Source organism: Bacillus sp. AY2-1 (assembly GCF_008368965.1).
In the GTDB taxonomy this organism is placed as follows: domain Bacteria; phylum Bacillota; class Bacilli; order Bacillales; family Bacillaceae_G; genus Bacillus_A; species Bacillus_A thuringiensis_S.
The window spans coordinates 1-11,431 of record NZ_QPEL01000043.1; the positions used below are offsets into that span (position 1 = coordinate 1).

The window sequence follows — 11,431 nt, forward strand, 5'->3', positions numbered from 1 at the left end:
AACCACCGAATATGATGCCATATCAAATGCCGTATCAACAGCCTATGATGCCGCCGAATCCATATTATCAACAACCAAATCCATATCAAATGCCATATCAGCAAGGAGCGCCGTTTGGACCGCAATATACGTCTATGCCAAACACGAATATGATGCCAATGGATAATAATATGCCGCCGCTTGTGCAGGGTGAGGAAGATTGTGGATGCGGAGGAGAAAGTAGACTATATAGTCCACAACCAGGCGGTCCGCAATATGCGAATCCTTTATATTATCAACCAACTCAATCTGCATATGCACCACAGCCAGGAACGATGTATTATCAACCAGATCCACCAAATGTATTTGGAGAGCCCATTTCAGAAGAAGAGGACGAAGAAGAAGTTTAAAAAGGCGGGAGTATTCCCGCCTTTTTTGCATGCGTGTTAATTAAGGAAATGAAGGGTTTTTATGAAGTGCTAGAAAATTCCCAGTGAAATATTAACAGTGTAAAAACCCTCTCTGTTACTCATCATAAGAGGGAGCTTTTCAGAAGAGAAGCTCATTCTAACAGAGGGGGTTTTTGTATTGAATACGAAAGTAAAAGTGATTGCTGCTTCTTTGTTAGTTACCAGTGCATTAGCTGCATGTGGTACACCAAAAGATAACAATGCAATGGATGGACGTAACTACAATTACGAGCGTACATCTTATAATGATACACACCAGTATCGTGATAATGTAACGCGTAATGATCGCTATACAGATTATGTAACATATAGAAATGGTCGTAACGATACAGGATATAACAATTATTACCGAGATGTAAATTACAACGGTCAAATTGCTAATCCACATCCAACACGTAATATTACAATGAACAATTCATACATTAACAATGATGGTAAAACAGCAGAAAAAATTACAAATCGTGTGAAACGTATGAATAACGTGGACCGTGTGTCTACAGTTGTATATGGAAACGATGTGGCGATTGCGGTAAAACCGCGTAATACAGTGACAAATGAAACGGCGATGGCGAACGAAATTCGTCAAGCTGTTGTAAATGAAGTTGGAAACAGAAATGTCTATGTTTCTGTAAGAAATGATATGTTTACTCGTGTCGATGCAATGAGCACACGTCTACGTAACGGTACAGTTACAAACGATTTTAATCGTGATATAGGAAATATGTTCCGAGACATTCGTTACGGTTTAACTGGTACTATGCGATAGCAAAACAAAAGAGGAAGGGATAGCCCTTCCTCTTCATTCATCGTTGTCTTGTAAACGACGTTTTTTAATAAAATAACTAACGGAGTAAGAAACTAAAAAGCATATGAGGAAAACACTACCTGTTAGAATAGATTCAAATAGAGGTCTTTCAGGACTGAAAATGAGATAAATAATAGTAATAATAATTCCAATAAGAAGAGAGCGTAAAACAAGCTTGTAATAAGGGGGTAATTTTATTTCCTTTTCGCCTTCTTCTACATCGATTGAAACACTTAACTGTAAATAAGCAAGTAAAATACTCGTAAGCATAAATAATAGCCATAATGGAGATTTCGTAATTTGATCAATTCCTTCAGTGAATCCGATATAGCCTAAAATCCCAACTACCCCAATGTATTGAAAAAGAAAGGCCATACGTATGTTTTTTAACATTTGAAGAATGAGACGTTCATCCTTTATTTTTTTCACAATATTCATCCCCTACTTATTATGATTTCGCTTTTATATCTATTGTAACATATATATTACAATTATCAATTTATAATTTACATAAAATGATTTGGATGAAAGAGGAAATAAGATATTTTTATAAACATGTTGCACTTATATTTTATTAATGTTATATTAACAAAGCGATGAGCTAATTTACGTAAGACGAGAGATATGCTTAAGTGCTAAACACGCGAATGTGGTCGCCTGGTCTCTCGCCGTAAACGCATCAAGACGCCTGCTTTGCAGGCGTCTTTCATTTTATATAAAAGTAAATGATACATGCAGATGAGGTAAATGCCTATCTGCATTTTTTATTTTTTCGAAAGAAATGTAATATGGATAAAACCCCCATTTCCGGAAAAACTACTAATGAAAGTTTGATTTTGCCTAGAAGAGGTGAACGGAAATGAAATGGATACTGATTGCGGTGCAAGCTTTCGTTATGATGTTTTGTTTCGTTTATGAAACGAATGTGAAGGCGGAAGGGCCAGTACCAGAAGTAACGAAAAAAGAACCCGAAGTTACAATTTTATTAGAGCGTATGTATGTTGATGGAGAAGTAAGTGAGGAAATACTTACAGAAAAAGTGGTGGATTTAGAAAAGTTTTTACAGCAGTATAAAGAATGGCAGCTCGTTGATCGTGATGATGTACAAATTGTATTGCAAAAGAAAGTTGATGATATTTCTCCGTTATTGAAAACGAGCGGTTATTTTGGCGTGTCAGAGGAAGGGATATTACAAATTTTCAAAGGTGTACCGAAAAGTGATAATGCGATTCACTCCTTCTTCCAAATTGATATGAAAAAGCTTGAGAGTTATGAGCGTGCGAAATTGAAGCGTGGTATTCGGATTAAATCAAAAGAAGGTTTTGTGAGAACGATTGAAAAAATGAAGCAATACGCAGTGCAAAATAAGAAAAAAAGCAGCTCATGGTGAGCTGCTTTTTCTTACTTATTCTTAGCTAAAATTTCTTTTGCGATTTCATCGATTAGCATATCTTTTCCGATTGGATTGAATGCTTTCGTATTGAAGATTTCGTTTGATACTTCATATACATGATTGTTTTTCACAGCTTTATTGTCTTTCCAAACGGCACTGTTTTTGTAGTCTTCGTAAACTTTATCAGCTTCGCCGCCAAAGTTTACAATAAACATTTGATCAGGTTGGAATGCAACAAGACCTTCTAGCGATACTTGCGCCATTGTTTGTTTTAAATCTGTACCTTTTGTTGCTGGAAGTTTTAAGTCATTAAAGATGATGTCACCGTATCCGAAGCTGCCGTATACGCGGAAGTTTTGTGGTGTAACTGCAACGAACATAAAGTTCTCATCTTTTGTTTTCTCTTTAATTTTTTTAGATAAAGAGTCTGCTTTCTTATCGTAGTCTGCAATCCATTTGTCTGCTTTCTTCTCTTCGCCAAATAGCTTACCTACTTCTTTAAATTTACCACGCCAGTCTTCTAAGTTTGTTTCTAGAACAACTGTAGGTGCAACCTTTTCTAGTTGATCATAAATTTTTAATTGACGGTTGTTTAAAATAATTAAGTCTGGTTTTAAAGCAGTAACAGCTTCTAAATCAACTTTAGGTGCCCAGTACCAACCTACTGCTTTTACTCCATCTAACTTATCTGTTAAGTGATTTTGGATTTTATCTTTATATGTATTTGCTGTACCAACAGGTTTGTGTCCAAGAAGTAATAGTTCTTCTGTTGATCCAGATAAGTCAACAATTCTCTTTGGATTTACTGGAATTGTTGCTTCACCTTTAGCATGTTTTACAACTTTTGTTTTCGGTTGTTCTTTTGCTTTCGATTCTTCTTTTTGAGAAGAGCAGCCAACGATAGAAAGAACAACAAGCATAATAGTAAATAAAATAAATAGCTTACGTTTCATCCTGATGTAACCCCTTTAATTAGTATTGATAATCATTATCGACCTCTGTATATTAAGGTGCTTTAACCTTTCTGTCAATGGAAAATAACAGAAGTTTCAAGTGGAGAACATTTGTTGGGGCAGTCTCGCTTTTCTATCATTAAATATGTTAAAATGGAATACATGATTTAAGAGGGAGAGATCGTATTTTGTTTGAATATGTTACAGGTTACGTGGAGTATGTAGGGCCGGAATATGTCGTAATTGATCATAATGGAATTGGTTATCAAATTTTCACACCGAATCCGTATGTATTTCAAAGAAGTAAGCAAGAAATCCGTGTCTATACATATCATTATGTAAGAGAAGATATTATGGCACTTTACGGGTTTAAAACACGTGAAGAGCGTTTATTATTTACAAAGTTGTTAGGCGTGTCTGGCATTGGGCCAAAAGGCGCTCTTGCAATTTTAGCTTCTGGTCAAACAGGACAGGTCGTTCAAGCGATTGAGCATGAAGATGAGAAGTTTTTAGTGAAATTCCCAGGCGTCGGAAAGAAAACAGCACGCCAAATGATTTTAGATTTAAAAGGAAAACTAGCAGATGTCGTACCAGATGCATTTGTTGATTTATTCTCAGACACAGAACGTTTTGATGAGAAGAAAGGTTCATCAGCTGAGCTTGATGAGGCACTGGAAGCTCTGCGTGCACTTGGATACGCAGAACGCGAAGTTTCTCGCGTTGTACCAGAGTTATTAAAAGAATCATTAACGACGGATCAGTATATTAAAAAGGCACTTAGTCTTTTACTAAATGGTAAGAGGTGAGTATAATGGACGAACGTCTCCTTTCAGGGGAATCTGCATATGAAGATTCGGATTTAGAATATTCATTACGGCCACAGACGCTCCGTCAGTATATTGGCCAAGATAAAGCGAAACATAATTTAGAAGTATTTATTGAAGCGGCGAAAATGCGTGAAGAAACGTTAGATCATGTGCTTTTATATGGACCACCAGGTCTTGGTAAAACGACGCTTGCGAATATTATTGCTAATGAAATGGGCGTTAATGTTAGAACAACTTCAGGTCCGGCAATTGAAAGACCAGGAGATTTAGCTGCTGTATTAACAGCGCTTCAGCCAGGAGATGTATTATTTATTGATGAAATTCATCGTTTGCATAGATCAATTGAAGAAGTATTGTATCCTGCAATGGAAGACTTTTGCCTTGATATCGTAATTGGAAAAGGGCCTTCAGCACGTTCTGTACGCCTAGATTTACCGCCATTTACATTAGTTGGAGCAACGACACGCGCCGGAGCATTATCAGCGCCGCTTCGTGACCGATTCGGTGTACTTTCAAGGTTAGAGTATTACACAGTAGATCAGCTTTCTGCGATTGTTGAACGTACAGCAGAAGTATTCGAAGTTGAAATTGATTCGTTAGCTGCACTAGAAATTGCAAGGCGTGCTCGTGGTACACCTCGTATTGCAAATCGTCTTTTAAGACGTGTACGTGATTTCGCGCAAGTTCGTGGTAACGGAACGGTTACGATGGAAATTACACAAATGGCATTAGAGCTACTGCAAGTAGATAAATTAGGTTTAGATCATATTGATCATAAATTACTGCTTGGTATTATTGAGAAATTCCGTGGTGGTCCAGTTGGATTAGAAACGGTTTCAGCAACAATTGGAGAAGAATCTCATACGATTGAAGATGTGTATGAGCCGTATTTATTACAAATTGGCTTTTTACAACGAACGCCAAGGGGCCGAATTGTAACGCCGCTTGCGTATGAACATTTCGGAATGGAGATACCAAAAGTATGACGGAGATGCCAAAGCTGCTTATTACAGCGGGGATCTTACTCATTGTTGTTGGATTAGCTTGGAAGTTCATTGGAAGGCTTCCAGGCGATATTTTTGTTAAAAAAGGAAACGTTACCTTTTATTTTCCTATCATTACATGTATTGTGTTAAGTATTGTATTATCTTTTATTATGTATATAATAAATCGATTCAAATAAGAAATAGGTGGATATAGCTATGGATATAAATCTGTTTGATTTTCATTTACCAGAAGAACTTATTGCACAAGTCCCGTTAGAAGAGCGTGAAACATCAAGATTAATGGTGTTAGACCGTGAAACAGGTGATATTGAGCATAAACATTTTACGGACATTCTTTCCTACTTACATGAGGGGGATTGTTTAGTTTTAAATGAAACGAAAGTTATGCCTGCTCGTTTGCATGGTGTGAAAGAAGATACAGGCGCACACATTGAAGTACTTCTTTTAAAACAAGAAGAGGGCGATAAGTGGGAAACGCTTGTAAAGCCAGCGAAACGTGTAAAAGAAGGAACTGTTATCTCTTTTGGCGAAGGAAAATTAAAAGCAACTTGCACAGGAACTGCAGATCAAGGTGGACGTCAGCTTGAATTTTCATATGACGGCATCTTCTATGAAATTTTAGATGAACTTGGGGAAATGCCACTTCCTCCATATATTAAAGAGACGCTAGAAGATCGCGATCGCTATCAAACAGTATATGCGAAAGAAATTGGTTCAGCAGCAGCGCCGACTGCGGGACTTCACTTTACAGAAGAGTTACTTGAGAAGTTAAAGCAAAAAGGCGTTCAGTTAGCATTCATTACACTTCACGTAGGACTTGGAACATTTAGACCAGTTTCTGCAGATACGATTGAAGAACACCATATGCACGCAGAATATTACCATATGTCTGAAGAGACAGCGGCATTATTAAATCGTGTAAAAGAGAATGGTGGACGTATTATTACTGTAGGTACGACATCAACTCGTACGTTAGAAACAATTGCAACAGATCATAACGGTAAGCTTTGCGCCGCTTCTGGATGGACAGATATTTTCATGTATCCGGGATATGAATTTAAAGCAATTGATGGTTTAATTACAAACTTCCACTTGCCGAAATCAACATTAATCATGCTTGTAAGTGCATTTGCAAATAGAGATAATGTACTTCATGCTTACAATGAAGCAGTAAAAGAAAAATATCGTTTCTTTAGCTTCGGTGATGCAATGTTCGTTGCATCTCACGCTAAAATGAGAAACAAATAAAAGGAGTAAGTTATGACAGCAATTCGTTATGAATTTATTAAGACATGTAAACAAACGGGTGCCCGTTTAGGTCGTGTGCATACACCGCACGGTTCATTTGATACACCAACATTTATGCCAGTTGGTACACTTGCGACAGTTAAGACAATGTCACCAGAAGAATTAAAAGCAATGGATTCTGGCATTATTTTAAGTAATACGTATCATTTATGGCTACGTCCAGGTCATGAAATTATTCGTGAAGCAGGCGGCTTGCATAAATTTATGAACTGGGATCGTGCAATCTTAACAGACTCTGGTGGTTTCCAAGTATTCAGTTTAAGTGACTTCCGTCGTATTGAAGAGGAAGGCGTTCACTTCCGTAACCACTTAAATGGAGATAAATTATTCTTATCACCAGAAAAAGCGATGGAAATTCAAAATGCATTAGGTTCAGATATTATGATGGCATTTGATGAGTGTCCACCATTCCCAGCTACTTTTGAATATATGAAGAAGTCTGTAGAACGTACAAGCCGTTGGGCAGAACGTTGCTTAAAAGCGCATGAACGTCCACAAGATCAAGGTTTATTCGGTATTGTACAGGGCGGGGAGTACGAAGAGCTTCGTCGTCAAAGTGCAAAAGACCTTGTTTCAATGGACTTCCCTGGTTACGCTGTAGGTGGTTTATCTGTAGGTGAGCCGAAAGATATTATGAACCGTGTACTTGAGTTTACAACACCACTTCTTCCAGATAATAAGCCACGTTACTTAATGGGAGTAGGTTCTCCTGACTCATTAATCGATGGTGCAATTCGTGGTATTGATATGTTTGACTGCGTACTTCCAACTCGTATCGCTCGAAATGGTACATGTATGACAAGTGAAGGTCGTCTAGTTGTAAAAAATGCGAAATTTGCAAGAGACTTCGGTCCGCTTGATCCAAATTGTGATTGCTATACATGTAAAAATTACTCTCGTGCGTACATTCGTCACTTAATGAAATGTGATGAAACGTTCGGAATTCGTTTAACGTCTTATCACAACCTTCATTTTCTGTTAAACTTAATGGAGCAGGTGAGACAAGCTATTCGTGAAGACCGTCTTGGCGATTTCCGCGAAGAATTCTTTGAACAGTATGGCTTTAATAAACCGAATGCTAAAAACTTCTAATACATAATTTAAAAGGAGGAACAAAAGATGAATGCAGGTATGATGAATATCGTTATGATTGTTGCGATGTTTGCGATTTTCTATTTCTTATTAATTCGCCCGCAACAAAAGCGTCAAAAAGCAGTTGCTCAAATGCAAAACGAATTAGCAAAAGGTGATGCTATCATAACAATTGGTGGCTTACACGGTACAATCGAATCAGTAGATGACACGAAAATTGTTATTAAATCTGGTGGTTCACACTTAACTTTCGATCGCAATGCGATTCGTGAAGTTGTGAAAAACTAATGTGGAAGGCCCTGCATGAAATGTGCAGGGCCTTTTTTAGTTACTTTGCTTTGACATATTTACACCGAAAATACCACCGAGTGTACTCGCCCCCATTAATGCTAATTGATAAAGTAATTGTGAGTTCGATAAAGTTTGAGAAAAGCCTAAATAGTTAACTAGAAAAACGAGTATAGTGAACGTGAGACCTGTTGTGAGACCTACCAGCCACCCTTTCCCCTGTGCTTTGTTGCCAGCAATAAAACCAGACATAAGCATAGATAAAAGAGCGAGTATAAAAATAGTAACGGCTAATGTCCCTTCGTTTATATTCGTAAACTTTAATAAAAGAGCCATAATCATGCTAGTAAGAGATGCGAGAATTAATAGTGTAGTAATACCGAATCCGATTGCAGTGGATAATTTTTTCGTTCCATCCATTTATACATTCCCCCTTTTTAATACAAGCATATTTTCCTTTTGTCTAAGTTAGACTAGTTTCTTTTTTATAGGGGAGTCTATACGTAAAAAAGGAGATGTAGAAATGGAATGGATATCAATAATTGGACGGACAATGCTTTTGTATACCATCATCTTAATTATTTTTCGTCTTATGGGTAAACGTGAGATAGGAGAGCTAAGTGTATTAGATTTAGTCGTATTTATTATGCTTGGAGAAATGGCTGTAGTAGCAATTGAAAATACCGATAAATCACTTTGGCATCAATTAATTCCGATGACTTTTCTTATGTGCATCCAAATTATTTTGTCAGTCATTTCCCTAAAGTATCAACGCTTTCGGCATTTAATAGAAGGTGAGCCGGCTATTCTTGTAAACGCGGGGAAGATTGATGAAAAGAAGATGAGAAAGCAACGTTATAATATAGATGATTTAATGATGCAATTAAGGGAGCAAGGAGTTGGAGATATTCGGGATGTAGAATATGCTATTTTGGAACCGTCTGGGAAGTTATCTGTCTTTCAAAAACAAAAAAATAAACAGGATGTATTGCAGTTTACTCTTCCTCTTATTATTGATGGAGAAATTCAATCTAGTCATTTACAAATGATTGAACATACAGATGAATGGCTTATTGAGAAATTAAAAAACTTAGGTTATAACGATGTGACACAAATTTTATACTGTAGTTTTCAAAACGGAAAATTTTTTGTTGATGTAAAAGAAAATTAGAGATTTATTCTTTGAAAGAGTAAGAATGATTAGTTTAACTAATAATCAGTGGAGATTACCCCACTGATTAAAGTTTCAACTTATTTCAAAAATGAAAGTTTACGAATGATAGGGAGACGACTTAACTCTTCTTTTCGAATGAGTTTGAAGGTGAAGAGAAGTACGATATAAACAATTGTTGTTAAAGTGATTTCCCATAATGTTTGTATGCCGAGGGAATGAGAGAAAATAATATATTTATGAATATAAAAACCGAAGGCGCCTGCGATACCGATGGCAAGTCCGCCGAAAATATAGTCTTTTGCGTAAATGGTAAATGTAATCTTTTTTAAAACAGTAGCGTAGTGAAGAAATGTTACTGTTACAATATTTGCAGCGATAGCGAGAGCAACTCCCATCATTTGAAATTCTGGCCTTGAGGCTAGTACAAAAATAACAATTAATTTCACGGTGGCGCCAATAAATGTATTCATCATTGCAGCTCTTGCTAAGTTTAAAGCTTGCAAAACAGAGGTCAGTGGACTTTGGAAATAATGAAATAAAAAGCAAGGTGCAAGAAGTTGAATGAATGCTGTTGCGCTGTCTGATCCGTACATAAGAGTTAAAACAGGAGAAGCGAATACATATAATATAACGACAGACCATCCCCCGGTAATTAATGAAATTCGAAGTGCTTGTTGTAAGCGGTGCTCCACTAATTTATGTTGTCTTTTTGCCATCGCTTCACTAATAGAAGGGACGAGCGCTGTAGAAAGAGCGTATGTAATAAAGGCGGGTAGTGATAGGAGCGGGAATGCATAACCGTTTAACATGCCGTATTGCTGGGTTGCAACAGAAGCAGCGACACCAGCGATTGCTAAGCTTTGCATAACGACAATAGGTTCAAAAAAATATGAAACGGAGCCGATTAAACGACTTCCTGTAGTGGGAAGAGCTATATCCATAAGGGAATAAAATGTTCCTTTGCTCTCCTTTACAGTAGTGAAAAATCCAGAGCGTATTGATAAATGTTTTTCGCGCTGAAATAACGTGAGTAAAAATAATAAGGATGCAACTTCACCGAGAACAGCTGATAACATAGCACCGGCTGCAGCATATTCTACGCCGTAAGGTAAAAATAATTGAATGCATATAGCGATAATGGTAATGCGGACAACTTGTTCTAGAACTTGTGCATAAGCGCTAGGTTTCATATTTTGTTTCCCTTGAAAGTAACCGCGCAAAACAGAAGAAATGGCAATAACAGGAACGACGGGCAAAATGGCTATTAATGGATAGTACGTTCTTTCGTCGGTTAATAATGTTTTTGCTAAAATAGGTGTGAGGAACATAATTCCGATTGTTAATATGATACTAATAACGGATGTAACAGCTAGTGATACAGTTAATATTTTTTTAACTCTTTGTTTATCGTTCACAGCTTCCGCTTCTGCTACAAATTTTGCGATTGCGACAGGAAGACCGATTTGTGTTAATGTAATTGCTAAAATGAATGTAGGAACGGCCATCATATAAAGACCAACGCCTTCTTCACCTAAAATACGTGCCATTACTATACGATTGATGAAACCGAGTATTTTTGTAATAAATCCGGCTATCATTAAAATAAATGCGCCTTTTAAAAAGCTTTGTCTCGTCATGTTCTTCTCCTACCTTCTCAAAATCAATGGAATGATTTACAATAATTTATATGCACGTACGAGACAAGAATGACAAGCATTTAAGAGAGTGAACTATGATAGCGCTCTTGAAAGTAGTTATTGCTGTCCATTAGAGCGGGATTAAAGCGACTTTTTCGTGCTGAAATAAGAAGGAGATGTTATAGATGTTAGATAAAGAGGCTTTGGTAGAATCATACCGCGGACAGTTACAAGTCGTTTTAGAAAGTAAAGTAGAAGAGTTTCACATGTTCGGTTACGACCGAGTGACAGATGATGATATTTGGAAGTTTCTCAAAGTGAAAAAGTGGAAAAAGATAGACAGTGATGTTAGATTATATGAATTGGTAAATGATGTATTAAGAGTAAGTGCTAATGAGTATATGACATATTTAACTGTTGAAGCGTACCAAGCGCCACTTTGGTCATTTGATGAGTACGAAAATAAATAACCGACTGCAATTGGTTTGTTCTTCCTTT

Annotated in this window: 14 protein-coding genes and 1 pseudogene; 11 read left to right on the top strand and 4 right to left on the bottom strand. The window is 37.0% G+C overall.

All coding sequences use genetic code 11. From position 1 onward, the window contains the following. Both DN403_RS11320 and DN403_RS11325 read left to right on the top strand, forming a co-directional pair. Nucleotides 1–389, top strand: a pseudogene (locus DN403_RS11320) (peptigoglycan-binding protein LysM); the annotation flags it as partial. Nucleotides 390–567: 178 nt separating this feature from the next. After that, complete coding sequence (locus DN403_RS11325; protein WP_001093530.1) at nt 568–1,215, top strand: YhcN/YlaJ family sporulation lipoprotein; 648 nt, start codon at nt 568–570, stop codon at nt 1,213–1,215. A gap of 33 nt (nt 1,216–1,248) precedes the next feature. Here DN403_RS11325 and DN403_RS11330 read toward each other — a convergent pair whose 3' ends face one another. Continuing rightward, nucleotides 1,249–1,692, bottom strand: a complete 444-nt coding sequence (locus DN403_RS11330; protein WP_149185473.1) for a branched-chain amino acid ABC transporter substrate-binding protein — start codon at nt 1,690–1,692, stop codon at nt 1,249–1,251. A gap of 421 nt (nt 1,693–2,113) precedes the next feature. Between DN403_RS11330 and DN403_RS11335 the strand changes: the two genes are divergently transcribed. Continuing rightward, a complete protein-coding gene (locus DN403_RS11335; protein WP_000871202.1) occupies nt 2,114–2,644 on the top strand; it encodes a BofC C-terminal domain-containing protein in 531 nt (176 codons plus the stop codon). Between the two features lie 11 nt (nt 2,645–2,655). Here the strand turns inward: DN403_RS11335 and DN403_RS11340 are convergent, their stop codons facing one another. After that, a complete protein-coding gene (locus tag DN403_RS11340) occupies nt 2,656–3,600 on the bottom strand; it encodes an iron-hydroxamate ABC transporter substrate-binding protein (protein WP_000823610.1) in 945 nt (314 codons plus the stop codon). Between the two features lie 188 nt (nt 3,601–3,788). On the opposite strand from DN403_RS11340, the gene ruvA reads away from it, so the two are divergent. From ruvA to yajC, 6 genes are read left to right on the top strand one after another with little or no spacing between them, the layout of a single operon-like run. Next, entirely contained in the window at nt 3,789–4,406 is a 618-nt protein-coding gene (ruvA, locus tag DN403_RS11345) for a Holliday junction DNA helicase RuvA (protein ID WP_000464511.1), read from the top strand. A 5-nt stretch (nt 4,407–4,411) separates the two neighbouring features. Further along, entirely contained in the window at nt 4,412–5,413 is a 1,002-nt protein-coding gene (gene ruvB / locus DN403_RS11350) for a Holliday junction branch migration DNA helicase RuvB (protein WP_000344464.1), read from the top strand. Continuing rightward, nucleotides 5,410–5,610 carry a DUF2905 domain-containing protein gene (locus DN403_RS11355; RefSeq protein WP_000138162.1) on the top strand — a complete coding sequence of 67 codons (201 nt, stop codon included), beginning with the start codon at nt 5,410–5,412 and terminating at the stop codon, nt 5,608–5,610. Before ruvB ends, DN403_RS11355 begins: the two co-directional genes overlap by 4 nt. Nucleotides 5,611–5,629: 19 nt before the next feature. Continuing rightward, nucleotides 5,630–6,682: a tRNA preQ1(34) S-adenosylmethionine ribosyltransferase-isomerase QueA gene (gene queA, locus DN403_RS11360; RefSeq protein WP_000354035.1), complete on the top strand. Its 1,053-nt coding sequence runs from the start codon at nt 5,630–5,632 to the stop codon at nt 6,680–6,682. A gap of 12 nt (nt 6,683–6,694) precedes the next feature. Further along, nucleotides 6,695–7,834 carry a tRNA guanosine(34) transglycosylase Tgt gene (gene tgt, locus DN403_RS11365; protein WP_000125365.1) on the top strand — a complete coding sequence of 380 codons (1,140 nt, stop codon included), beginning with the start codon at nt 6,695–6,697 and terminating at the stop codon, nt 7,832–7,834. A 27-nt stretch (nt 7,835–7,861) separates the two neighbouring features. Beyond that, nucleotides 7,862–8,122, top strand: coding sequence for a preprotein translocase subunit YajC (gene yajC / locus DN403_RS11370; protein WP_000991113.1), 261 nt, complete (start codon nt 7,862–7,864; stop codon nt 8,120–8,122). A gap of 36 nt (nt 8,123–8,158) precedes the next feature. Here the strand turns inward: yajC and DN403_RS11375 are convergent, their stop codons facing one another. Further along, entirely contained in the window at nt 8,159–8,542 is a 384-nt protein-coding gene (locus DN403_RS11375; RefSeq protein ID WP_000349145.1) for a TIGR04086 family membrane protein, read from the bottom strand. Between the two features lie 103 nt (nt 8,543–8,645). Between DN403_RS11375 and DN403_RS11380 the strand changes: the two genes are divergently transcribed. Beyond that, nucleotides 8,646–9,293, top strand: a complete 648-nt coding sequence (locus tag DN403_RS11380) for a DUF421 domain-containing protein (protein WP_000454822.1) — start codon at nt 8,646–8,648, stop codon at nt 9,291–9,293. An 80-nt stretch (nt 9,294–9,373) separates the two neighbouring features. Here DN403_RS11380 and spoVB read toward each other — a convergent pair whose 3' ends face one another. Next, nucleotides 9,374–10,933 carry a stage V sporulation protein B gene (spoVB, locus tag DN403_RS11385; protein ID WP_000198293.1) on the bottom strand — a complete coding sequence of 520 codons (1,560 nt, stop codon included), beginning with the start codon at nt 10,931–10,933 and terminating at the stop codon, nt 9,374–9,376. A 185-nt stretch (nt 10,934–11,118) separates the two neighbouring features. Here spoVB and DN403_RS11390 point away from each other — a divergent pair, with 185 nt between their 5' ends. Beyond that, nucleotides 11,119–11,403 carry a post-transcriptional regulator gene (locus DN403_RS11390; RefSeq protein WP_000884549.1) on the top strand — a complete coding sequence of 95 codons (285 nt, stop codon included), beginning with the start codon at nt 11,119–11,121 and terminating at the stop codon, nt 11,401–11,403. Nucleotides 11,404–11,431 lie beyond the last annotated feature (28 nt).

Bases quoted from the DNA above. Each gene is read 5' to 3' on its own strand.
- DN403_RS11330 (WP_149185473.1), bottom strand. From the start codon at position 1,692: ATGAATATTGTGAAAAAAATAAAGGATGAACGTCTCATTCTTCAAATG.
- DN403_RS11335 (WP_000871202.1), top strand. From the start codon at position 2,114: ATGAAATGGATACTGATTGCGGTGCAAGCTTTCGTTATGATGTTTTGT.
- DN403_RS11340 (WP_000823610.1), bottom strand. From the start codon at position 3,600: ATGAAACGTAAGCTATTTATTTTATTTACTATTATGCTTGTTGTTCTT.
- ruvB (WP_000344464.1), top strand. From the start codon at position 4,412: ATGGACGAACGTCTCCTTTCAGGGGAATCTGCATATGAAGATTCGGAT.
- DN403_RS11355 (WP_000138162.1), top strand. From the start codon at position 5,410: ATGACGGAGATGCCAAAGCTGCTTATTACAGCGGGGATCTTACTCATT.
- queA (WP_000354035.1), top strand. From the start codon at position 5,630: ATGGATATAAATCTGTTTGATTTTCATTTACCAGAAGAACTTATTGCA.
- tgt (WP_000125365.1), top strand. From the start codon at position 6,695: ATGACAGCAATTCGTTATGAATTTATTAAGACATGTAAACAAACGGGT.
- yajC (WP_000991113.1), top strand. From the start codon at position 7,862: ATGAATGCAGGTATGATGAATATCGTTATGATTGTTGCGATGTTTGCG.
- DN403_RS11375 (WP_000349145.1), bottom strand. From the start codon at position 8,542: ATGGATGGAACGAAAAAATTATCCACTGCAATCGGATTCGGTATTACT.
- DN403_RS11380 (WP_000454822.1), top strand. From the start codon at position 8,646: ATGGAATGGATATCAATAATTGGACGGACAATGCTTTTGTATACCATC.
- spoVB (WP_000198293.1), bottom strand. From the start codon at position 10,933: ATGACGAGACAAAGCTTTTTAAAAGGCGCATTTATTTTAATGATAGCC.
- DN403_RS11390 (WP_000884549.1), top strand. From the start codon at position 11,119: ATGTTAGATAAAGAGGCTTTGGTAGAATCATACCGCGGACAGTTACAA.